The sequence below is a fragment of the Psychrobacter sp. 1Y4 genome, assembly GCF_051847555.1.
Window position 1 is genome coordinate 84879 of sequence record NZ_JBPYDE010000004.1, and the last position, 24820, is coordinate 109698.

Genomic DNA, 24820 nt, shown 5'->3' on the forward strand with positions numbered 1-24820 from the left:
AGCGTGTCCTTACTTAACTTATGAGATAAATTATTAAAATAAAACCAACCATCAGACATTTCAGTAGTTAGTCATGGTCGCCAGTTAAATCAAAGCGCGGTATTGACTTACGCCTTTATAATATCAATGGGGCTGCTGCGGCACAAAACGGTCTATTTCGTTTGCCATACCAGTCATGACAAATTCCATCTCAAAGACACGTGCTTCAGCCAAAGCGAACGACTCAGGATTATCACCAGTTAATAACCCAGCAAGGTAGGCAATGATAGACATATGACAAACCACCACCAAACACTCGGCTTCAATCTTTGCAATATCTGCTAATGCCATATGGGCATCATCGGACGGTGTAATATTGTCTTGTACTATAGACGGCACTGCAGTAGCACGCGATTGTAGCGCAGCCAATGTTTGCTGCGCGCGTTTATAAGGGCTTACTACAAAATGGTCTGGCGCATAATGCTCAATAATATATTCAGCCGTTTGTGCTGCTTGCTGTTGACCATACTCAGTCAATTGCCGTGCGCTATCTGGACGAGTCTCATCTTCTGCTTGTCCATGACGCATTAATATAATCTTCATAATATCCCTTTATTACCGCTTATTACATAACTTTTAGCAAACTTATTTTTTGTCTTTGCTAGCACTGTCATTTTTAGCAGTACTTTTTTTAGCATCTTTATTTTCAACCGAATCATCGTCAGTATTAGTAACGTTTTCAGCATCGTTTTTAGAGTCAGAATCTTGTTCTTGGTCATCTGGATTACTAGCAGCCGCTTGCATCTGTGCAGTAAGCGCCGCATTACTATAATCGTGTGGCATGACAAACTCGACATCGCTACGAAACCCTGCTTCCATCAAGTGCAGTGCTACACCAAGCGCTGCTTTATCTTCATAAATAACAGCGTACAAAGCATGGGTTATCGGCATATAAATACCGTCTTTGGACGCTTTTTCATGCACTTGCTGGATCGTATTAACCCCTTCGGCAGTTTGTCCCAGTTTTTTGACCGCTGCATCAATATTCATACCGCGACCGAGCATATTACCAATTTGATAGTTACGGCTCAGCTCCGAGCTACAGGTAGCGTACAGATCACCAACGCCTGATAAGCCTAAGAATGTCAAAGGATTGGCGCCAGCTTCTACCCCAAAACGACTCATTTCAGCCAACGCTCGGGTTAGTAGCATGGCTTTGGTGTTTTCGCCCACATCATATGCAGCAGCCATACCCATGGCAATGGCATAAATGTTTTTGAGCGCCCCGCCAAGCTCTACTCCGCGTATGTCATCACTGGCAAATACTCGAAAAAATGCACTGTGTAGTGCAGCTTGCACTGCATGACGCAAAGGCTCAGAATGACTGGCTATTACTGTCGCTGAGGGCATATTTTTCATAATCTCAATAGCGAGATTTGGCCCTGACATCACCCCAAAATTTACTTCTGGCAGCTCATCTTTGATGATGTCACTCATCAGCGCAAAGGTGTCTTTTTCCATACCCTTGGTCAAAGATACAACCGACTGTCCTGTAATAAATGGCGCAATACTCTTAAGCGTCTCACGAAATGCCAAGCTTGGTACTGCAAGAAAAATAATGTCTTTATCTTTGACGGCAGATGCTAAATCGTGACTGTATTTAAGGCTTTCATCTAGCTTATAACCAGACAGATATTTTTTGTTCATCTGCGATTTAGCCATAGATTTAACCGTACGCTTGTTACGAACCCAGAGGGTTGTATCACAGCCATTACGGGCGGCTAAGTTTGCCATCGCTGTACCAAAACTACCGCCGCCTAAAAACGCCAAACGTAGCTGATCTGGATTATCACGTACTTGTTCCATATTTTTGGCGACATCGGCTTCAACGGCACTAGGATTAAGCTTTCTTCGGCCAAGCCCTGATTTAGTTGCGCGCTCAATAATACCTGCCAGCAGACCACTAGACTTTTCAGTACTAGCGGTATCCAAACTTATATCGTCTGTCTTTTGATTGGGCGCTACTGTATCGACAGCTTCTTTATTTGGCTTTTCGTTGGATGTATTGTTTTTGGTAGAGCTTGTCATATCTAATTATCCGTGTTGACTGCTTATATCATTGAGGCAGATTACACTGTCTGCATAAAAAGGTATAGCGTTATATGATGCTTTAGTTCTGATACATCACCACACCAGCTATGATTAAAACCAATAAAATGACGCTTATGATTCAAAACGTACTAACGGTTCGATATCGATCGGTTTACGTTTTGGCTCATCTTTGGGACTAGTGCCAATATAAACAAAAGCGGTGACATAATCATCTGAGCCGACATCGAAATACGCTTTTACCGCAGGCTCGTTACACAGTAACCCTGTGCGCCATACGGTACTAAAACCTTGTGCTTTTAGAGCCAAAATCAAATTTTGTACAGCAGCACCAGCACTTAGCATTTGCTCAAAAGGTGGGACTTTTTTGTGTGCTTGCATTTGAGTCGCAACAGTAATGATAAGGGGGGCGCGTAATGGCATATTTTGAGTTTTTTTGATGGTTTTTTCAGACAAGTCCTCGCCATCTTGCACCGCTTTTGTCTTTGCAGCTTCAAGAAGGGCAAGACCCAGCTCATGACGAGCATCGCCTTCCGTCACAATAAAGCGCCATGGGCGAAGCTTCTTATGATCAGGCGCAGTTGCAGCGCATTCAATAGCCTCTTGGATTTGGGCACGAGTTGGTGCTGGCGCATCCAGATTACCCATACTGCGTCTTGAATTAATCCAGTTGATTAGTTGCTCACCAGTAACGTCTATATTATCAACTCCTTTATCATCATCAACTATCTCTTTATTATTCTTATTTTCGTCAGATACATTCATCATCTATCCTTAATTATTATCATCATTGTCGCTCAGTATGAGTGGTATTCTACAACTAAATACTTGATAGTTAAATCAAAAAACAGTTACGCAGCGTCAACGTTTTCAACACGGTGCTGCATTTTTAAATAATCTTCTGATTGCATCTCAAGCAAGCGTGAGCGCGTACGTTCGATCTCAAACGCGAGTTTTTCTCCTTGGTACAGCTCTAGAATCGATTGTTCCGCTCGTACCAGTAGCTTGACACGGCGATCATAAAACTCATCAACCAGATAAATAAAACGACGAGTAGGATCGCGCAAGTCATCGTCTAGTGCTGGTACTGCATTGACCAACACAGTGTTAAATCGCTTAGCAATCTCAATAAAATCAGAGGCAGAACGCGGCTCCATACACAGATGACGAAAATCGCAGAACAAAATATCTTCGGTACGAGCATTGATTTTTATTTCACGGCCATTGATAACGATGGGCTCGTTACTGATTTTTTGATTATTAGATAAGCTGGCAAAACGGTTGGCAAGCCAGTGATGATTGGCTTTGGTCATCGGCGACTCATACAGCTCTGCTTGCTGTAATACACGCAAACGATAATCAATGCCTGAGTCAATATTCATCACGGTAGTATGACGCTCAACCTCAGCAATGGCAGGCAAGAAACGATCTCGATGTAAGCCATCTTTGTACAGGCCCGATGGTTCAATATTAGAAGTGGCAACCAAGGTAACACCGCGGTTAAACAACATAGTAAACAGATCCCCTAGGATCATTGCATCAGAGACGTTAGAGACAAAAAACTCATCGAAACAGATAATCAGCGCTTCTGTATGAATAATATCGGCGACCTTTTCTAGCGGATCACTTTGACCTTGTAACGTATTGAGCTCGCTATGTACACGCTGCATAAAATGATGAAAATGCTGACGCATCTTACGCTCAATCGTCAAAGAGTCATAAAACATGTCCATCATCCATGTTTTACCGCGGCCAACGCCGCCCCACATATACAGACCTTTTGGTGCAGCAGGTTTTGACTTTAAAAAACTGAAAAAGCCCTTTTTTTGTTCGGCACTACTATTAAGCTGATGATAGAGATCATCAAGGTAGCTCATAGCCTGATATTGCTGCTCATCTCGAGTAAACTCATCAGTACCGATCGCTTGTTCGTAGCGTTGCAATGGCGATAATCTCATAATGCGACTCATCGTTAGACAAAATAAATAATAAAGTAAACTGTTGATCTTGCTTCACCATATCTCGGCAAAACTGAGAACCAGTTATAATTAAGAGTAATACTGATAGATAAAACTATTAAGTAAAATCTATGTATCACTACCAAAGCTGTGCTCTTCTAATAAACCCTTAAGCTCAGATAAACGTCCATGGAAAAAATGTCCTGCACCGTCCACCACACTAACACTAATACCTAAGCGTTCAGCAAATGCCTGCATAGTGGCAGGCTCAATCACTTCATCAGCATTACCATAAACCTCAAAGGTCTTGTCGGCTGGCAAATACAAATCGCTGCTGTCGTTCTTCTCCACCGATGGTGCGATAAGGGCGATTTTTGCAACTTCAAAATCACTCAACCCCCAAATATGAGAGGCTTCAAGTATTTGCTCAGCGACGCGTGCTGTCACATAGCCACCGAACGAAAAACCACCAAGCCATAGCTTGCGTGCAGCGCTTTGTTCTGCAATCCATTGTAGCACGGTCATTGCATCTACTACTTCACCATCGGCATAATCATGCTCACCAGTCGACTGCCCAACACCGCGAAAGTTAAAACGTACCACATGCATACCATTGTCACGAGCAAAACGGTACATGGTCGTGACCACTTTATTATTCATCGTACCATCAAAAAGTGGGTTGGGATGGCAAAGCAGCGCCACTGTATCGGTATCTGGATCATTAGGGTTATCTTGTTGCCATAGTGCGTCAACTTCAAGCACGCCAGCCGGAGCAGGAATCAATTGCATAGATTTACTTATAAATTGAGAATAGATAGGTTAATTATCCTAGATATGATTTATATTTCAAGTGATTTGCTGTGTACTGTTGCTGTTTGTTTGACTTTTGCTTGTTATAATCCATTATTTTGAGTAATTAGTGAATTTTCGTGCTTATCATCTAGAAACAAAGTACAAATAGAAACAATGTACAAAAATTAAGGATAATTTATGAAGACCCTTAGTAAAACCACAGTATTGACGGCTACTGTAGCCACTGTTCTTGCCTTAAGTGCGTGTCAAAGTACGCTTTCATCACCTGTTATTCAGCGCGCCAACTCAATTTATGAAACAACTGGTATCGCAGATACTAAGGTAAAGGCTCAACAAAATGCGATAGATAGTGCGCAAAAGACTTGCAAGAGTAAGCAGGTCATTATCGTTGATGACAAAATGACGTATAACGGTATCTTGGATGAGCGCACTGGACGTATGGTTGGACAAGCGGGTGCCGTTATTGGCTCAATCTTCGGCACTGGTACGCCAGATTTGTCCCGTAGTGACGATTATGAGTATAAAATTAACTTTCGTTGTCAGTAATCGTCAATCGCCTATAACAAATAAAACAGGTTGATAGTAGCATCACTGGCTTCTCTTTTTGTATGCCCGTTTTTGGGTTAAACTGTCGTATTAAATGTTTAAGCCATCTTATTTAGTCTAAAACAATCAATTCACAAACAAACAGACTACAAACACTCAGCTTTTAATCTGTCCTTACCTTTGGTTTTTTATTATGCGCAAACCCAATCTCTCAAATATCAAACAAGCAAAGGTATTAGCACCTGCCAAGGATTTGGCGACATTGGAGGCTGAACTCGCCGAGCAAGAAAACAGTCCTGAAGTCAACCTAGAAGACACCGTTCTGCGTCTTAGCGACTATCTATCAGCCGTTGATATGGTCATCAAGCAAACCTTTAATCATCGCGTGTGGGTAAAAGCTGAGATTCGCAACCTGTCTAGCAAAGGTGGACATTATTACTTTGAATTGGCAGAAAAAGACGACGATGGCAAAGTTATCGCAAGCTGCCGTGGTAACCTGTGGCGCTTTAAAGCCGACCGCGTCTTAGCGAAGTTTGAGCGCGCAACTGGCATGCCGCTTGAGCGCGATTTAACGGTACTGCTCAAAGTATCGGCAGGTTTTCATGCACAGTACGGCTTCTCGCTCACTATCGAAGACATCGATCCCAGCTATACGTTAGGCGACTTGGCGCGGCAATATGCCGAGATGATCGACCGCTTAACCGGTGAAGGTTTGTTACACCTGAATCAGCAGCTGCCTACGCCATTTGATATTGAGCATGTGCTGGTCATCGCACCCGAAAAGGCCGCAGGATTGGGAGACTTTCAAGCCGACGCAAACCGCTTAGCCAGTACCGGTGCGTGTCAGTTTCATTATCATCATGCTACCTTTCAGGGCAATCATGCCCCAAGCGAGATCCGCCAAGCAATCGTTAGCGCCCAACAGCAATTCCAAGATACTTATCAGCGTATACCAGATTTGTTAGTGATTATTCGCGGCGGCGGTGCCGTTGGTGATTTAGCCTATCTCAATGATTATGAGCTAGCGGCCCTAGTCGCTGAGCAGCCTATCCCTGTGTGGGTCGGTATTGGTCACGAGCGTGACAAAGTTATCTTAGATGAGGTCGCGCATACTAGCTTTGATACGCCATCTAAAGTGATTGCAGCTATAATGGCGCATTTAGCCCAGCTAGTCACTCAGACGCTGCAATACCAAGCACAGATTAAGCAAGCAGCAAAGCGGCAGTTGAATATGGCTGAGCAAAGAACGTCACGACAACTGAGCCAAATACAATCGCAAACTGTCGGTCAGCTAACCGCACTGCGAAAAGACAGCGATTATGCGTGGCGTAGCATTCAGCAAAGCGCACAGCGCCAAGTTAAGCAGGCAGCAAGACGAACTAGTGAGCTACGCGCGCAGACCCAATCCTCAGCTTATCAGCAGTTGGCAACGGCTGCTACAAATAGTAAGGATTATCGAAAAACTGTTATGCAAAATGCTCAGCAGCGCGTCATACAAGCGCAGCGTAACAGCGAGCATCTACGTGATATTGTACTACTACATCGTCCGTCTCGCGTACTCAAACAAGGCTATACCATGCTGACTGATACAAAAGATAAGCAGATATTGACCAGCAGTACGCAGCTTTATCCCGAGCAGACCATTCATATTGTCTTAAAAGACGGTAAAGCAAAAGCGCAGATTATTGATATCAAAACTAATAACAAGATGACAGAATCTGCTAATACGCTAACCGAATCATAAAACAGTTTTTAATAATTATTTACTTACTCAAACCATATTATCTACTTAGACCATTACAAGAAACTAGGAAACCTTATGACAACCCCTGCTCGCCGACGCAAAAAAGCCGCCCCAAAAACCTTTAAGGCGGCTTACGATATTCTAAAGACCAATGCAGCTGAACTACAACAACAAGATGAGCCTGATATTGATAACCTAATGACAACCGTTGAAGAGTCAATCGCCGCTTATCGCGTATGCGAAACTCGTATCAATGCCGTGCAACAAGCATTAGATGCAGCATTTGCTGAGGAAGAGAAAACAGAGAATAACGATCTTTAGACGGTCGTTACTCTGGCTCATCGACCTCAAAGACTTGGCGCAAATAGGCAAGATACGTATCATTATTGATCATCGTCTTACCTGGGCTGTCAGACAACTTAGCAACTGGCTGCCCATTGCATTCAACCAGTTTAAGAACGATATTAATTGGCGTGATGCCCATATCATTGGTGAGATTGGTGCCGATGCCAAAGCTGGTTTTGATACGATCTTTAAAATACTGATGCAGCTCCCACGCCTTATTGAGATTCAGACCGTCACTAAAGGTCAAAATTTTGGTCTTGGGATCTATCTTTAATTTTTTATAATGAGCGATTGCTTTATCACCCCAGCTATAGGGATCTCCGCTATCATGACGCAGGCCATCAAATAGCTTGGCAAAATACAAATCAAAGTCGCGTAAGAATGCATCCATACCAACGACATCTGTTAAAGCAATGCCCAAGTCGCCGCGATACTCATGTACCCACGCCTCAAGCGCCGCTTTTTGTGAATCTCGAAGACGCACATCTAGTGCCTGAAACGCCTGCATAAACTCATGTGCCATCGTGCCGATTGGCGTCATTCCCAGCTCTTTTGCCAAATATACATTAGAGGTACCGCCAACTATTTTTGGAGCAACTTTGTGTAGAGTCTCAACCACATGCGCTTGCCAAGCTTTGCTAAAACGCCGGCGAGTACCAAAATCAGCAACAATAAAAGGCGGTGTGTCATGACTGTATTGGGCTTGTTCTATTGCATAATTATGCAACAAGGCAACTTTTGCATCCAGTCTACGCTGGCCTTCTTTAATCACACTAGGATCAGACAATGCATTAAAATATAGCTCATTCACGATGGCTAATACAAACACTTCAAAGAACATCGCTTGTATCATCGGTCCTTCAATATCAATACATAACCTGCCTTTTGCGTCAGTACTGACCGTAATAAATCGACGCTTTAGCTGAAACAGCTCAAGATAATCAACGAAGTCTGAACGAATAAAACGCAACCCTCGTAAATATTCCAACTCGTCTTCTAAAAACCGCAATTCACATAAACTGTCGAGCTGCTGCTCAAGTGATGCTTTAATATCTGCTAGCGGATAAGCGGTGTCTTTGTTATTACGGCAACGAAAACGATAAACCCCATGCGTCTGCGGAAACTGATGTAGCATGGCTTGTAGCATGGTGAATTTGTACAAATCGTTATCAAGTAACGAGGTAATAATAGGTGCATAGGTAACGGTCATGCTAGGGCCTTAAAACGCAAAAATAATAAATAAACGTCACCTAACACTTAAAGCGACATAATAGGTGATTGATAAGCTCAAGATGATTACTGTTCATGAGTCATCAATAAAAGGTCAAGTATAACGAAGTTTGTTGTTTTTTTCAGAATTCGCTGTTGATTGCAGCAAAATTACTACGATTGCCTAGAGCGTATTCTCAATAACCAAACGGGAAGGTATCGAATGATCCTTCCTCTCGCTGTTTTGGCAGCGCTTCAACGGCACGCGTGTTATCAAACCAGATGTACTCATCGAACTGGGCTGGCAAAGAGGCATAAAAGTAATGACTCTGTAACTCAGTTTCAGGTCTATAAATGACGCCTATCGCTCGCTCTAATCGCTCTGGAAGCAATTTTTTACGAATGTCTTTATGTAGTGGATAGCGCAGTGGTAAAAGAAAATTATCAGCAGCGACCTTGTGAAAAATACGTTCATAGCTGTCAATATGTGATGGCTGTACTTGTTTTATCTCCATGGGCCCGCCCCAGCTAGACGCAGCAGCAACCGTACCATGATCAGTACCAAAACCTATATTATAAACTTTGTCAGCATATTCTTGACGCGCCAATTGGCCTATATTTAATTCGCCACGTGTACTCATTTGGGTTGCTCAAGCATCACCAAGGTGGGAATTATGTGCCCAAACAACTGCCTTTGATTGGGTGCCTCTAAACTCAAGCACTGCCTGTAGTGTGTCAAACATGTGCTGATCGCGCTGGTTCCATGAGTTGTTTTCAGCATAATATAGGGTACGGTAATAGCGTTCGGCATTGGCTATTAGCTGAGCATTTTGCTTGGCGTCAAAAAACTGCTCTTCGTTAGCTTTAGAATGCTCTAACTCTGTCTTGAGTAAATCCTGCAGATTTTTGAGTACTTCTGCTTCACAACTTTTATGTTGCTCGGTCATCACTGCACGGCCGTACAAAGCAGGGTCATCTGCCCAAGGTATCAGACAATCATAACGCCCGCGGACAATTTCTGCAGTCTTCGGATCCACTTTTTGCAAATAGTCCAATACTCTGTCAATAGAACTGTATAAGCTGTATAAATCCAGACCATACAAACCTACTTTTTGTTCTGAAGATTCAGTTTTAGCATTCTCAATTTTAGTATTGTATGCATGAAGCCAATGGGTAAACTCAAGCATGGATTGATTAGCCCACATCCAAGTAGGAAATCTGGAAAAAGGTTTATTCTGTAGCAAAGCATCTTGCTCTCTTCCATGAATATAATGATGGATATGCGCAGCATCTGTCCAGTCCGCTTCAGCAGTGACAATAGTAAAGCCTTTCTTTTCTATGAGCTCTTTGGTAATACGTGCGCGCATCTCATAAAATTCAGCCGTGCCATGTGATGACTCGCCAAGCAATACAACACGGCTGTCTCCAATACGCTCCATGAGATTATCTAGATTGACGTCATCAATACTTGCAAAATGTTCACTTGATTGACCAATCAATTCAGACAAAGCTCTATTAGCTTTCATCCCTTTTCTCCTTCCAACCTGCTGCACCAATCAGAGGTACAAAACGAACACTTCCCAAATCTTTTGTCTCATATTCCTCTTTACTGATACGCCGAATACGAACCAGTTTTTGTGACTTCAATGTTGAGCCAACGGGAATGACCATACGTCCGCCGATGGCGAGCTGTTCTTTGAGGATTTGCGGCGCTTCAGGTCCTCCTGCTGCAACTATAATGGCATCAAAAGGAGCATAATCTACCCACCCAAGTGTCCCATCGCCATGCTTGACCTGAACATTGGTATACCCCAATTTTTTTAGTCTCATTTGGGCAGTATCTGCCAAAGCTTTGTGGCGCTCAATCGTATAGACATGCTCACAAATCTCTGCAAGCACAGCTGCAGCATATCCCGACCCTGTACCGACTTCCAGTACGCGGTCGTCTGACTTCAACTCAAGTGCCGCCGTCATCAAAGCAACGATAAAGGGTTGTGAGATGGTCTGGTTTTCTTCAATAGGTAGGGGTGAGTCTTTGTAAGCAAACTCGATGAGATCTGTAGGTATGAATGCTTCACGTGGTACCGTACCTAGCGCATTAAGCACTGTTTGATCGTGAATGCCGCGAGCTGCAAGTTGGCGATCTATCATTTGCTGCCTTAGTTCTTCAAAATTATCCATGATGGTTTCCTTAATTTTTATTTTGGAGTAGTCAATACCATTGATATCGTCAGTCCCAAATAAAATAGATAAACATACATAACTGAGAAAAATTTATTTGTTGGCTATACGCTTTTCCAAAGACTATGACAATTGCTTTTAGCTGGCTTACATTCTTTTTAGTTTATAGATGTTTTACTTACTTTAGGCTTTAGCACTCATAAACTGGGCGACATAGTCGTCGGCTGGATGGTAGCGTAACTCATGCGGTGTGCCCGTTTGCACTAAGCGCCCACCATTTAAGATACTAATACGTTGACCGACTTTGACCGCTTCATCGATATCATGCGTGATAAAGACAATGGTCTTATTCAACCGCTCTTGTAGCTCAAGCAGCTGATCTTGCAATTGAGCACGGATCAGTGGATCAAGTGCAGAAAACGCCTCATCCATCAGCAAAATAGGATTGTCTGTTGCCAGCGCGCGCGCAAGCCCAACACGCTGCTGCATACCACCTGATAACTCATCAGGATAGCTGTGTTCCAAATTTTGCAAGCCCACTTCATTAAGCCAGTGCCGGGCAACCTCATGGCGCTCACTGACACTCATTTTACGGACGCGCAAACCATAAGCGACGTTTTGCATGACGGTCATATGAGGCACTAAGCCAAAATGCTGAAACACCATGCTAACGGTTTGCTGGCGATAGTGTTGTAGCCCTTTATCGTCAAGCTTTAACACATTGATCGCAGAAGATGATTTTTCAGATCCTACTGGGTCTTTAATGTTGTCAGCAGTCATTGTAGTTGGCTGCACATTGGCAGTATTTTTTGTATTGATATTTTTTGCATTGATAGAGGTATCTACCCATATTTTGCCGCTGGTTGGATCAATTAAGCGGTTGATATGGCGTATCAATGTTGACTTGCCAGAGCCTGACAAACCCATAATACAATGCAGCTCGCCCGCTTTAACATTCAGATTAATATCATATAGCCCAACCGAATAGCCAGTTTGCTCTTTCACCTTAATGCTGTCCATACCCTCAGCCAGTAACGTCAGTGCAGACTGTGCTTGCGTACTATTGGCATTATAAATCTTACTGATATTCTCTAATTGGATATGATTCATCGTGGTTCTCGCTATTGGTATTTATTGTTGTCGTTGTTATGGTTTTCGTTATTGTCACTTTCGCTGTTTGTTACGCTCATTTTTAACGGGGCATGTGCACCTTAACGCCAAGCAAACTCCTAACCAATCGGACGTTTGCCCCCTTCAATGGTTTTTTGACGCGCACGCTTACCTTGACCAAAAGCTTGAGTAATACGGTCGATAATAATAGCAACGATGACAATAGCGGTACCTGCTTGTAAGCCTTGACCGATATTGAGCGTTTGGATAGATTGCAAGACATCTTCGCCAAGACCAGGTGCACCAATCATGGAAGCCAGTACTACCATAGCAAGCGACATCATTACTGCTTGATTAATCCCCGCCATGATACTAGGCAGTGCTTGGGGCAGCTTAATCCAGACAAGCAGCTGCAAATGAGTGCTACCAAATGAGCGTCCTGCCTCGACCATTTCATGATTGACTTGAGTAATACCCAAAGTCGTTAGACGTATGAGTGGCGGCAGTGCATAAATGACTGTGGCAAACAGCGCCGGTACTTTACCAATCCCGAACAACATAAGTACCGGAATAAGATAAACAAAGCTTGGCATGGTCTGCATCACATCTAGTACAGGTGTCACAATCTTACGAAGTATCTTGCTACCTGACATGGCAATACCAATAGGAATACCAATCACTACCGTAACCAATACTGATACAATCAGTAGCGCTAAGGTATCGATGAGCGCGCCCCATAGACCAAAAGCACCAATTAAAAATAGCCCTGCACCACAGGCTAGCGCAAACCATATTTTGCGGACACCAAACCATCCTAGTATCGTTACAAGCGCGATAATGATCCATGGTGGAATAACGGTTAACAGACGCTCAATGGGTAGTAATAGATAGGTTAATGCCATCGTACTGATGGTACGAAACACATCACCATAATTTTGAACGACGCTTGCCAAAGTATTATTCAGCGGAGTCTCAAGTGACCAAGAAGGGAAGCTTGATGCTAGACCTAATTGATTGTCACTGGCTGCACTGTCATTAACAATGCCAGTATTAGTAACAGCTGCGCCTGTTAAGCTTATACCTAACTTAGCAGCTAGACGCTTGGCTGCTTCATCAGACAACCAATCTTGCCAAACATTTGGGTTATCACGTAAAAACGCTAACGCTTGCTCATCTCCACTACGCTTAGTCTCACTCATCTCTAAGATAGCGCCATTGAGCTTGTCAGGGGTGAATTGAACCTTTTTGAAGACATCAGCGAGCTCAGGATTAGATTCTATAAAAGGCGTGGATACTGCAATACCTAAAGGAGACACAGGGAAGCCAGACACACAATCAGCGGTACCATCAGCTCGTAACAGATCTTGCCAGCAGGCATTATCATGAGCTGGGAACTCTAATGACGCAAAGTCATATTTCGCCATCAAACCCGTAGGCTGCCAGTAATAAAATAGTAGCGGTTTGTGCTGCTCAAACGCAGAGGCAATCTCAGCATCAAGAGCTGCTCCAGTACCAGGATGGGCATTATTAAAAGTGCTGTCTAAACCAGTATTTTTAAGCAAACGAGTATTAAAAACCTCGCATGCCCAGCCCGATGGACAGTTCATAAAACGTGACTTACCAGGTTCTTCAGGGTCTGGAAATAACTCAGCATATTTAGGCAAATCTTGATAACTGCGTAAACCTGGGTTTTCTTCTAAGACATATTTGGGTACATACCAACCTTGAGTTGCGCCGCCCTTGAGCGTATCGCCAATGACTGCCACTTTATTCTGTTCAATGGCTTGTTCCATAATCGGCGAGCGTCCAACCCATTGCTCACCAATGACTTGAATATCGTCCTGTGACAATGCCGTCTCAAGCGCAGGGCCTGCTCCTGGTACTTCTTCGATCGTACAGTCATAGCCATCTTCAGTGATGTACTTAAGCACACCAGAGATAAACTGACCACTCTCCCAAGTCAGCGCGCCAAATTTGATAGGTGATTGGCAGGCTGCTGATGCCGATATTGGCAGTAACAACGCGCTCATACAAAGTAAACTTAACGCAATCCATTGGCGCATGTTATGTCCTATTTATTATTATTTTAGCCAGTCATTATCAATATTAAAGTTTATTGCTAACCAGAAATATAAATTTACCACAACTACCATCTAGTAATATTACGAAGTGTAGCGATTTATAGTATTGATGACAAACGCTTACTTATTCATCACTAGTGCTTTTTTTGACTAAAAAAAGCTTATAATTGGTAGTACATGCTAATGGTTTTAGCTCTTTTTTTAAAAACTGACTATATTTCAAATAAAAAAACAGCGCCTATGCTAATAGACGCTTTGATACTTTAAATAACGAAGCTTAAATATTAACTACTTTAACAGCAGAGCCATACCTTTTTTAAATAGCTCACCATAAGGCGGCAACAACAAATTCATACCATTAAGCTTCGATTGTACGAAGACAGGCTTCATATGACTTAAGCGCTCAAATCCTGCTTTACCGTGATAGGCCCCCATACCTGAGTGACCTACTCCGCCAAATGGCATATCATGCTGGGCCACATGCAAGATGACCTCGTTAATACAAACACCACCCGACACCGTATGCGTGCGTACTTTATCAACGTCGCGATCATTATTACCAAATACATATAATGCTAACGGACGAGGTCGCTCGTTAATGAAACGAATGGCATCATCAAGTGTTTCGTAGTCCATTAATGGAAGAATCGGTGCAAAAATCTCCTCCTGCATCACGTCACTGTCCGTTTCAGGATCAGTAACGACAACCGGAGGCATCAAACGTGTCTCAGAACTTGCCTTAACATCAGTAAGCGGCTGTACACGTTCTTCTGGCAATTTTTGTAAATAACCTGCTACACGCTTAAACTGGTCGTCATTAATAATGTGACTATAGTCTTGATTGTTACCAATATTAGGATAATGTTTTTGCATCCACTCTTTTGCTAGGCTAATAAAACGCTCATGATATTGACGTTGAATCAACACATAATCAGGCGCGATACAAGTTTGACCAGCGTTAAGGGTCTTGCCCATCATTACGCGATTGACTGCGTTCTCTAAATTCACATCATCGAGCACGATGACTGGCGACTTACCGCCCAGCTCAAGTGTCACTGGTGTTAAGTTCGGTGCTGCTGCTGCCATGACTTTTTTGCCGACAGCAGTAGAGCCAGTATAAAGCAGATGATCAAACGGCAGCTTACTAAAAGCTTCAGCAATATCGACTTCTCCCAGTACGACACAGACCATATCTGATGAAAAATAATGCGCGACTGCTTTAGCAAATGCCTCAGCAAATTTTGGTGCAGCCTCACTCATTTTAACCATTACTCGATTGCCAGCAGTCAAGGCATCAATCATCGGCCCTATCGCCAAATATAATGGGTAATTCCATGGCACCATGATACCGACCACGCCTAAGGGCTGCGGCTGAATCTCGTTATGCGCAGGCATATATAAAGCTGATATGGATGCGCGGCGGGTTTTCATCCAAGCTTTACCATGTTTTTTGGCATGACTGATACCCGTAAAGCTAGGGAATAGCTCTGCAAACTGCGTCTCTGACTCGCTACGATAGCCAAAGTCTGCACTAATAGCCTTGGCTAAGGTTGTTTGATTATCGCTCAATAGCGCTTCTAGATTGTCTAACTGACTCTCACGCGTGCTCCAATCAGTAATGGGCTGATGACGGCTCAAGGTTTGTAGGCGCGAAAAATTTGCTTGTAATTGCGCTATCGTCGTAATAATACTCAATGGCTTTTGAGAGTCAATTGACGTTTGATTATTTATCGCTTCGCTGTTTATAGTTTGGTCATTATCTGTCATGTTGCTTCCTTGTCATACATGCTAAAGTGAAAGCACTCTAGCCAGTTGCTACTTAATGTAGCGTATCGAGTGAGGAATGAAAAGGTTGATTCACATACTGATAGGTTTGCACCAGCTGTCTTTTAAAGCAGTACTTGGCTACATTAACCTATTTATAAAATAAGCTGTCATCTACAGACTGGGTGATAATAGCAAAAACTGCTAAACTCGTTATTATCTTTAATTATGTATTATTCTCTCTTAAACAAATCATAAATACGACAAATTGCACCTACCACAATAAGAAGCTGACCCTCATGCCAAAGCACACACTAAAAACTATGCAAACAACCTCACAAGAAACATCGCAACAGGCTTCACAAATAAGCGATATGCTTGTCAGTAAGTCATTATCTTCTGCAGACTATAATGCAACTCATAATGCGATGCTTGAGCGCACACTTGAGCGCATTGCTTTAAAGAAAGAGCAAAGCTTACGTACGCCTGATGAGTTATGGATAGTTGATCATAATGATGTCTATACCCTAGGTCAGGCAGGTAAAGAAGAGCACATACTACAGCATACAGACACGCCTATCATTAAGACCGATCGCGGTGGACAAGTCACGTGGCATGGCCATGGACAACTGGTAGTATATTGGCTATTTGACTTACACAGTCTTGGCTGGAGTGTTCGAAATCTAGTATCACATGCCGAACAAGCGATAGAAGATGTCGTCAACGACTGTCTACAAATCCTGCCGCCAACGGATAGTAACGATGTTAGTAGCACTATTAGCGCTCATTCGCGCCGTGATGCGCCGGGTGTCTATTTATATGCCAACATGTCTCATACGTACGATAACGATACTGATGATGATAGCGATATAGATAAACAATCTGACTCGTCAGTAGAAGACACTATTATGTTAGGTAAAATTTCCTCATTAGGTTTTAAGATTAAACATGGCTTTAGCTATCATGGCATTGCACTTAATTTAGATTGTGACTTGTCAGCGTTTAATGCGATTAACCCTTGCGGTTATGCTGGCATGCAAATGCTACGATTGGCTGATTTTGTGTCAATGAATAATGATGCAAAGCGAGAACTGCAAATGAGCGCAGCATTGAGTTATGAGCAAGTTACCCAAAAACTTATCGATAATGTGGCCAAACGTCATGCTGGTCTGATTGAATTGCGACCGATTGCTTCTTATAAATAACAGCTGGTCTCACTACTTTATATTAATCGTCTTATGCCAATCTAAAGTATTGAGTCTTATTTTGCATAATATCGTGCCTTCTTAGACTTAAGCTTAACAAGAAAATTTAAGTCAAACTTGCTATACTCGCAGGCGGTACAAATTAGGCGCAGCGATACACATCCTACGCCACATATCATCCTTTAAACATTTTTAGCCAATCAAGTATTTATAACAAGAGCAGATAGGAGTATTTTATGGCAGATTTCAATAAAATCTTAGACGCAGGCGATGTTGATGGCGGCATTATTAATGTCGTAGTCGAAATCCCAACTGGCAGCAGTCACAAAATTGAGTGGAATCGCGAATTGGCTGTGTTCGAGCTTGATCGTATTGATCCACAGATTTTTGCCAAACCTTGCAACTATGGTTTTATCCCGCAAACCCTTGATGAAGATGGCGATGAGCTTGACGCACTGCTTATTACAGAGCAGCCATTAACGACTGGTATTTTCTTAAAAGCCAAGGTTATTGGTGTGATGAAGTTCGTCGATGATGGCGAAGTAGATGACAAAATCGTCGTCGTACCAGCTGATGATCGCAACAATGGTAATGCCTACAACAGCTTAGAAGATTTGCCAGAACAGCTCATTAAGCAGCTACATTTCCATTTTAGCCACTACAAAGACCTGAAAAAAGCAGGTACTACCGTGGTCGAATCATGGGGTGATGTCACGGAAGCGAAAGAAGTCATCAAAGAGTCTATCCAACGCTGGAAAGATATGTAAACTACTGCTTTAGGTGATAAGTAAGCATTATTTAAAATACCGCAATCATCTTTATGACGGCGGTATTTTTTTGTGTAAATTTAGGTCATATTGAAAAACTATCAAGTTGTAAAGGTTTTGCTTTATAGTCAGGCCAATAAAAAGAGAGTCAGTAAGACTGGGACAAGTTTTGCGCAGTCTCTGTCAGTGTAGACACAGCACGCAAGAAAATTTTTTCCCAGTCTCGCGTCATAATCTGGTGTATCCATTTAATTTAGTATTAACGATACCATCGAACAATAATTTTATAGAGATAACATTGCTATAATGGTTGGCATTCTTAACAAGCGCTCTAACGTCATCAAATAGCAAGGACCATCATGTTTAACTCCGACTCAAACTCAAAACCTGTCAGTGCAAAGCTACCCAAGTCTATTGGTATGATGGTCGAAAAAGGCAATCTAGTGATGGCAATCAAGACGTTGGCTCAAGACGAAAACATCAGCATGGACGCAGCAAAATTACGTATTGACGCCTATGAGACCGAGATTAAGAATAAACAACATCAAAACCTAACTACAATTGCCAATAGACAAGGCATCCCAAATGAAGCTTTAAGTTTCGATAGAGAACCAGAGGTAGAGACCACGACTGAAACGCTTGTCAAGCACCGCGTCAAAACAACGCAACCTGAGCAAGGTTTTAGAAGCTTACAAAAAGGCGTCGATAGTAAATTGGATGATATAGGCTATAAAAAACCGCTCATCCCTTATTTGGCTAAGCGGCTTTTAGTGATTGCAGCCATCATGGCAGGATTGTTTTGGATATTATGGCGGGTCTTTGGTTAACTAGTTCTTTACTTAACTAAGATTTTTGATAATAAGGATATATTTTGATAGAAATGCTAGCCCATTATATCGATTTGGTTGCCAAGGTAGTTGAAATCATTGGTGTACTTATTATGTTTTTCGGTTTGTTCTTTGCGTTTTATCGCGGCATACGATTAACTAATGGCTTCAATCATGATACCTATGTCGAGATTAGACAGACCGTTGGTAAGTCTATTTTATTAGGCTTAGAGGTGCTCATCGCTGCCGACATTATGGCAACCGTGGTCACAGAGCCGACGTTACGCGGCGTTTTAGTATTAGGTTTTATTGTACTCATTCGAACTTTTTTAAGCTTATCACTACAAGTCGAGCTAGAAGGACGCTTCCCGTGGCAAAAAGAAAAATCACCGCAGGGGGCACAGCGTGTGAATCAAAAACTTTATAATGAAAATTCTGATAATCTAAATCCAAGCCCAGATTTAGACCCTTAAGCTCAGACTCAAAATGCGGATTATAGATAATACTTTTGGTATGACATTTATTTAAGTTATTCGTGCGTTTGCAAAAAATCTTCGACCACGCGAAACTGTCCAGCGGTACTTTCCTCGCCATACATTGCTTGGCGAAAAGCATTAGAGTTGGGAATGCCAGTGGTGTACCAAGCGATATGCTTACGGGCAATACGGCAACCTGAGTATTCACCATAAAAATCATATAACTCTTGTAGATGGGCCAGTACGATGTCTTTTATCTCGCTAACACTTGGCGCGTCAAGGCTCTCACCAGTACGTAAAAAATGCTCAATATCCCGAAATAACCACGGTTGTCCTTGGGCGGCCCGTCCTATCATCACCGCATCACATCCTGTCATCTCATAGACCTGTTGGGCTTTTTGCGCGCTATCGATATCGCCATTGGCAATGACGGGAATACTAATACTCTCTTTGACTTCTCGTATCAGCTCATAACGCGCTTCACCGGTATACATATCCTCACGCGTGCGCCCATGAATAGCAATGGCAGCAATGCCTGCTTGCTCTGCTCGCTTCGCCACGCGCAAAATATTCTCTCGTCCATTTTCAAAACCTAAGCGCGTTTTTAATGTCACCGGCGCATTGACGCTATTTACCGCAGCATCTAATAAACGCGCGACCAAGTCTTCGTCTTGCAACAACGCCGAACCTGCCAGCTTGCGACAGACTTTTTTGGCAGGACAGCCCATATTGATATCGATAATCTGCGCGCCATTATCAATCTGATAATGCGCTGCCTCGGCAAGTTTATCCGGCTCAGCTCCTGCTATCTGCGCAGAAATTGGCGCGATTTCATTATCAAAATTGGCACGATAGAGAGATTTTTTGCGCGCATAAAGTGCTGTATCAGCGATAATCATCTCGCTGACTGCATGACCTGCGCCAAACGACTTACACAGCCTACGAAAAGGATTGTCCGTCACCCCTGCCATAGGTGCGACCATCAGACGATTTTCAATCGACAAACCGCCAATATTAAGCGGCTGCAACAATGGATGATCGCTGGCAGATTGTACGACCGATTCAGCGTGGGCTGGATTATTTATAGACATAAAAAACGGCTTGATTTGCATAGAAAACAAGCCGTTATTCTAAGGGTTCTTGGTTTTAATGCAAGCCATTCAGGTGAATAACTTGCAACAATAAACATTCAGTTTCAACAATGAAACCAACTATTTATCAAACATGCTACTTATCAAACACACTGCCCTGCTCTAGCGTAATATCGTCATCATGTTCCTGCATACGCCAAGGTAAGCTATTAGGCGACTCTTCTAAAAAGTATAGATATTTTTCAAACTGATCGATGATATCGTTAATCACCGACTCTGATTGATAACCGTACAAGTCATAAACCTGACCACCGCGGCGCAAATGGACCTTGGCACGGTAATAGTGATCTTGCGATATCTCACTGCTGACCCTGTCCTTATAGTAATCAGGTATGTCTTGGTGCGTCAACCGCACTTCATACCAAAACTCCACATCATCGCCATACTGTAGTTCTAATACTGCCCGGTTATTGGTGTCATCGTAATTGACTTCAGGATTCCAACCCGTTTCCTTAAACTTCTCCGCCACCTCCTTCATCGATGTCATGACCGTCCCTTTAATATAGCCCAAAACATCCTCGCGGCTTGGCTGCTCAGTGATGTAATCAATCCGATTGCGCCATGACTCAAGCTTAAGCAGATGCGGTGGCAAACGGTTTTCATTTGCTAAGCTTTCATCACGGTGACCTTCAATACGCAGCGCCCGCCACATACCAAACATTGCAATCAAGATAATCATCGTAAACGGTAAAGCACTGACGATGGCTGCCGTTTGCAGAGCTTGTAGCCCACCTGCCAGCAGCAGCACCGAGGCGACAACACCCAATATCACCACCCAAAACGTACGCTGCCATGCTGGCGTGTCACTACGCCCTCCTGCAGCTAGCGAGTCAATCACTAACGATCCAGAGTCAGAAGAAGTGATAAAAAAGGTAATAATAAGTACGACCGCTAGACCAGATACCACTTGAGTAAATGGTAGGTTTTCAAGCAGCTTAAATAGAGCGATAGCTTGGTTGTTCTGTACTTCAGTAATTAGTGACTCATAGCCTTGTACCATAATCATATTTAGCGCCGTATCACCAAACACGGCAAACCAAAAGAAAGTGAAGATAGTCGGTACTAGCATTATACCGGCGATAAACTCACGAATAGTACGCCCGCGGCTAATCTTGGCAATAAAGATGCCGACAAACGGTGACCATGAAATCGTCCATGCAAAAATAAACAGCGTCCAACTGGTGATCCAATCGCCTTGCTGATAGGCTTGCAAACTAAAGGTACGTTCAACGATATTGCCCAGATAGCTGCCTGTGTTCTCCATAAAGGCATTTAGAATAAACACTGAAGGACCGACGATAAATACAAACAGCATCAGGGAGGTCGCGAGTGTCATATTTAAAATAGACAGGCGTTTGACGCCCTTATCCATACCCGCCAACACTGATATCAAGGCCAAGCCTGTTATTACGGTGATTGCAATAACCTGTACGGTGGTATTAACTGGAATACTCGGCACCAAGTAGTTCAAGCCAGTGTTAATTTGCGAGACAGAGATACCCAAACTGGTTGCTAGGCCAAATAAAGTACCCAAAATAGCAAATACATCAACCGCATGACCGATGGGGCCATGGATTTTTTCGCCAATTATCGGATACAGCGTCGAGCGCATTGACAAAGGTAAACCATGTCGAAAAGCAAAATAAGCCAAGGTGAGTGCCACCACACCGTTAATAGCCCAAATATGAAAACCCCAATGGAAATACGCAATTTGCATGGCCTCTTTGGCTGCAGCAATTGTTTGCGGCTCTGACAGCGGCGGCGTAGCAAAATGAATCACAGGCTCAGCAACACCATAGAACAATAAGGCGATACCGTATCCTGCCGAAAACAGCATAGAGATCCATTCAATAAAATTATATTGCGCCGTACCATGATCAGGTCCTAGCTTAATACTACCATAAGGTGAAAATGCCAAAATCACGATAAACATCAAGAACAGCGCTGTGGCCAGCATATAAAACCAACCAAAAGTCTCGGTAGTAAAGCCCAGCACTTGTGCAAACAAACCACTTGCCAGTTGTGGATTGACCGAAGCACCGATCACCAACAATACCATGACCACAGCAGTCGGTATAAATACCGGCATCAAAATAGTCGAACGAGATAGCTTACTCATAAAGGGTTCTCAAAAATCATAAATTTGAATGGGTATATGATACGCTTATATAACATCTGTTTTTTTAAAGTATTTATATGTCTTTAGTATGCATAAATAACGCTTGTCAACAATTCATTCATCCCTAAGCCTAGTAAGCGATAGTTTAGAATAGCGTTAACCATAGCGCTTTTAAACTATAATGAAAAGGGTGTTTTCTATAGAAAAAAGGCAGCCATCTAGCTGCCTTTAGTGACAATCAAATGATTCGATACTTACTTATCAAACACACTACCTTGCTCAAGCGTAATATCATCATCATGCTCTTGCATACGCCAAGGCAAAATGTCTGGCGACACATTAACAAAGTGTAGATATTTCTCAAACTGATCGATGATATCGTTAATCACCGATTCTGATTGATAACCATACAAATCATAGGTTTGACCACCACGGCGCAGATATACCTCAGCACGATGGTGATGCTCTTGCGGTAATGTATTGGCCATATCTTCAGTATAATAATCAGGAATCTCATGCTCGGACAAACGAACCTCGTACCAAAACTCAACGTTATCACCGCGTCTTAATTCAAGCACTGCACGATCATTAACCTCATCATAATTCACATCAGGCAACCAGCCTGTCTCTTCAAACTTCTCTGCAACTTCATGCATTGAAGATAAAACCGTGCCTTTAATATAGTCTAGTACCTTATCACGCGTTGGTTGATGGGTTATATAATCAATACGGTCGCGCCATGCATCTAGTTTGAGTAAATGCGGTGGGAGATGATTGTCATTGGCTAAGCTCTCGTTGCGATGCCCTTCGATACGTAGCGCACGCCACATGCCAAATGTAGAGATCAATATGATGACCGCAAAGGGTAGCGCGCTGACAATAGCAGCAGTTTGTAGGGCACTCAGACCGCCAGCAATCAGTAGCGCTGCCGCGACTGCACCTTCAGTTACCACCCAAAACGAACGCTGCCACCACGGCGTATCACTGCGACCACCTGCAGCAAGTGAGTCAATGACCAGCGACCCTGAATCCGATGACGTCACAAAAAAGGTGATAATCAATAGAACCGTTAATGATGAAACTATCTGTGTAAACGGCAAATTTTCTAATAATTTAAACAATGCTATCGCTTGGTTATTTTGCACCTCCCCAATCAAAGCATCGTAACCATCAACCATAATCATATGTAGCGCGGTATCACCAAATACTGAAAACCAAAAGAACGTAAACAGCGTTGGTACTAGCATCACACCCAGTACAAACTCACGAATGGTACGACCACGACTAATCTTAGCAATAAACAAACCGACAAACGGCGCCCATGCAATCGTCCAAGCAAAGATAAATAACGTCCAACTACCGATCCAATCACTTGACTGATAAGCTTGCAAACTAAAAGTACGCTCAACAATATTGCCCAAATAGCTGCCCGTATTTTCCATAAAGGCATTTAAGATAAATACTGATGGACCGACGACAAATACAAATAGCATCAGCGCTGTTGCCAAGACCATGTTTAGGATAGACAACCGTTTAACACCTTTATCCATTCCAGCCAGTACAGAGACGAGCGCCGCTGCCGTAACCAAAGCGATAATAATGACTTGCACTGTCGTGCTTACTGGCACCGTGTTAGGTAATAAGTAATTCAAACCTGCATTGATTTGCGCTACCGATAAACCCAAACTGGTGGCGATACCGAACATCGTGCCTACAATCGCAAACACGTCAACCGTATGCCCAATAGGCCCATATATTTTGTCACCAATTAATGGATATAACGTTGAGCGCACTGATAATGGCAAACCATGGCGAAAAGAAAAATATGCCAACGATAACCCTACCACGCCATAAATCGCCCAAATGTGGAATCCCCAGTGAAAATAAGCAATCTGCATCGCTTCCTTGGCAGCAGCAATGGTTTGTGGCTCTGAGAGTGGCGGACTGGCAAAATGTAGCACAGGTTCGGCGACGCCATAAAACAGTAAGGCAATGCCGTAGCCTGCTGAAAACAGCATAGCAAACCATTCCAGAAACTTATACTCAGCCTCCGCATGGTCAGGCCCAAGTTTGATACTGCCATAAGACGAGAAAGCCAAAGCAACAATAAATACCAAGAATATGGCAACTGCCAACATATAAAACCAACCGAAAGTATCGGTGGTAAACGCTAGTACAGAACTAAACAATTCGCCAGCAGCTTCGGGATTAATCGCTGTGCCAATCACTAGCAACAGCATAATAGCGGCGGCGGGTAAAAATACTGGCAGCAAAATAGTGGAGCGAGGTAATTTACTCATAAAAGACATTGTCCTCAAATTAAAGGCACTTTTATCGAACGAAAAACTCATTCGTATAGGTGAAGTAGAACAAACGCGCCCAATAAAACATATTTTTTACCACACTATCCGATCAAACCCCAGATATAAGCTTGTC

General features: G+C 43.0%; 20 protein-coding genes and 1 pseudogene. 7 read left to right on the plus strand and 14 right to left on the minus strand.

What is annotated here, in order from left to right; all coding sequences use genetic code 11:
* Window positions 1–123: 123 nt before the first annotated feature.
* From sixA to ACS8FC_RS04475, 5 genes are all read right to left on the minus strand, one after another.
* Window positions 124–582 (minus strand): phosphohistidine phosphatase SixA, encoded by a 459-nt coding sequence (sixA, locus tag ACS8FC_RS04455; RefSeq protein WP_439260768.1) that lies wholly within the window; start codon window positions 580–582, stop codon window positions 124–126.
* Between the two features lie 42 nt (window positions 583–624).
* Complete coding sequence (locus ACS8FC_RS04460) at window positions 625–2067, minus strand: NAD(P)H-dependent glycerol-3-phosphate dehydrogenase (RefSeq protein ID WP_439260767.1); 1443 nt, start codon at window positions 2065–2067, stop codon at window positions 625–627.
* Between the two features lie 135 nt (window positions 2068–2202).
* Window positions 2203–2856, minus strand: coding sequence for a nitroreductase family protein (locus ACS8FC_RS04465; RefSeq protein ID WP_439295973.1), 654 nt, complete (start codon window positions 2854–2856; stop codon window positions 2203–2205).
* An 83-nt stretch (window positions 2857–2939) separates the two neighbouring features.
* Window positions 2940–4046, minus strand: a complete 1107-nt coding sequence (gene zapE, locus ACS8FC_RS04470; protein WP_299216012.1) for a cell division protein ZapE — start codon at window positions 4044–4046, stop codon at window positions 2940–2942.
* Between the two features lie 129 nt (window positions 4047–4175).
* Window positions 4176–4835 carry an alpha/beta hydrolase gene (locus ACS8FC_RS04475; protein WP_439295974.1) on the minus strand — a complete coding sequence of 220 codons (660 nt, stop codon included), beginning with the start codon at window positions 4833–4835 and terminating at the stop codon, window positions 4176–4178.
* Window positions 4836–5036: 201 nt separating this feature from the next.
* Here ACS8FC_RS04475 and ACS8FC_RS04480 point away from each other — a divergent pair, with 201 nt between their 5' ends.
* The 3 genes from ACS8FC_RS04480 (at window position 5037) to xseB (ending at window position 7470) form a co-directional block, all read left to right on the plus strand.
* A complete protein-coding gene (locus ACS8FC_RS04480; protein WP_439295975.1) occupies window positions 5037–5405 on the plus strand; it encodes a hypothetical protein in 369 nt (122 codons plus the stop codon).
* A 193-nt stretch (window positions 5406–5598) separates the two neighbouring features.
* Window positions 5599–7149, plus strand: coding sequence for an exodeoxyribonuclease VII large subunit (gene xseA / locus ACS8FC_RS04485; RefSeq protein ID WP_439295976.1), 1551 nt, complete (start codon window positions 5599–5601; stop codon window positions 7147–7149).
* A gap of 75 nt (window positions 7150–7224) precedes the next feature.
* Window positions 7225–7470, plus strand: a complete 246-nt coding sequence (xseB, locus tag ACS8FC_RS04490; protein WP_439260761.1) for an exodeoxyribonuclease VII small subunit — start codon at window positions 7225–7227, stop codon at window positions 7468–7470.
* Between the two features lie 7 nt (window positions 7471–7477).
* Here xseB and pncB read toward each other — a convergent pair whose 3' ends face one another.
* The 6 genes and pseudogenes from pncB to ACS8FC_RS04520 form a co-directional block, all read right to left on the minus strand.
* The gene (gene pncB / locus ACS8FC_RS04495; protein ID WP_439295977.1) at window positions 7478–8704 is read right to left on the minus strand and encodes a nicotinate phosphoribosyltransferase; all 1227 of its coding nucleotides are present in this window, start codon (window positions 8702–8704) and stop codon (window positions 7478–7480) included.
* A gap of 196 nt (window positions 8705–8900) precedes the next feature.
* Window positions 8901–10229, minus strand: a pseudogene (locus tag ACS8FC_RS04500) (erythromycin esterase family protein).
* The gene (locus ACS8FC_RS04505; RefSeq protein ID WP_439295978.1) at window positions 10219–10884 is read right to left on the minus strand and encodes a protein-L-isoaspartate(D-aspartate) O-methyltransferase; all 666 of its coding nucleotides are present in this window, start codon (window positions 10882–10884) and stop codon (window positions 10219–10221) included. Before ACS8FC_RS04505 ends, ACS8FC_RS04500 begins: the two are co-directional and overlap by 11 nt.
* Window positions 10885–11067: 183 nt before the next feature.
* Window positions 11068–11994 (minus strand): ATP-binding cassette domain-containing protein, encoded by a 927-nt coding sequence (locus tag ACS8FC_RS04510; RefSeq protein WP_439295979.1) that lies wholly within the window; start codon window positions 11992–11994, stop codon window positions 11068–11070.
* Window positions 11995–12113: 119 nt separating this feature from the next.
* Window positions 12114–14057: a glycine betaine ABC transporter substrate-binding protein gene (locus ACS8FC_RS04515; protein ID WP_439295980.1), complete on the minus strand. Its 1944-nt coding sequence runs from the start codon at window positions 14055–14057 to the stop codon at window positions 12114–12116.
* 306 nt (window positions 14058–14363) lie between these two features.
* Complete coding sequence (locus tag ACS8FC_RS04520) at window positions 14364–15842, minus strand: coniferyl aldehyde dehydrogenase (protein ID WP_439260755.1); 1479 nt, start codon at window positions 15840–15842, stop codon at window positions 14364–14366.
* A 320-nt stretch (window positions 15843–16162) separates the two neighbouring features.
* Between ACS8FC_RS04520 and ACS8FC_RS04525 the strand changes: the two genes are divergently transcribed.
* From ACS8FC_RS04525 to ACS8FC_RS04540, 4 genes are all read left to right on the plus strand, one after another.
* Window positions 16163–17044 carry a lipoyl protein ligase domain-containing protein gene (locus ACS8FC_RS04525; protein ID WP_439296069.1) on the plus strand — a complete coding sequence of 294 codons (882 nt, stop codon included), beginning with the start codon at window positions 16163–16165 and terminating at the stop codon, window positions 17042–17044.
* A 236-nt stretch (window positions 17045–17280) separates the two neighbouring features.
* On the plus strand, window positions 17281–17811 hold the full coding sequence (locus ACS8FC_RS04530) for an inorganic diphosphatase (RefSeq protein WP_439260754.1): 531 nt from the start codon (window positions 17281–17283) through the stop codon (window positions 17809–17811).
* A gap of 359 nt (window positions 17812–18170) precedes the next feature.
* Window positions 18171–18638, plus strand: coding sequence for a hypothetical protein (locus tag ACS8FC_RS04535; protein ID WP_439260753.1), 468 nt, complete (start codon window positions 18171–18173; stop codon window positions 18636–18638).
* Window positions 18639–18691: 53 nt separating this feature from the next.
* On the plus strand, window positions 18692–19111 hold the full coding sequence (locus tag ACS8FC_RS04540; protein ID WP_439260834.1) for a DUF1622 domain-containing protein: 420 nt from the start codon (window positions 18692–18694) through the stop codon (window positions 19109–19111).
* Between the two features lie 56 nt (window positions 19112–19167).
* On the opposite strand, the gene dusB is transcribed toward ACS8FC_RS04540, so the two are convergent.
* From dusB to ACS8FC_RS04555, 3 genes are all read right to left on the minus strand, one after another.
* Entirely contained in the window at window positions 19168–20205 is a 1038-nt protein-coding gene (gene dusB / locus ACS8FC_RS04545) for a tRNA dihydrouridine synthase DusB (RefSeq protein WP_439260752.1), read from the minus strand.
* Window positions 20206–20341: 136 nt separating this feature from the next.
* On the minus strand, window positions 20342–22384 hold the full coding sequence (locus tag ACS8FC_RS04550) for a BCCT family transporter (RefSeq protein WP_439295981.1): 2043 nt from the start codon (window positions 22382–22384) through the stop codon (window positions 20342–20344).
* A 254-nt stretch (window positions 22385–22638) separates the two neighbouring features.
* Window positions 22639–24684: a BCCT family transporter gene (locus ACS8FC_RS04555; protein ID WP_439295982.1), complete on the minus strand. Its 2046-nt coding sequence runs from the start codon at window positions 24682–24684 to the stop codon at window positions 22639–22641.
* Window positions 24685–24820: the final 136 nt, after the last annotated feature.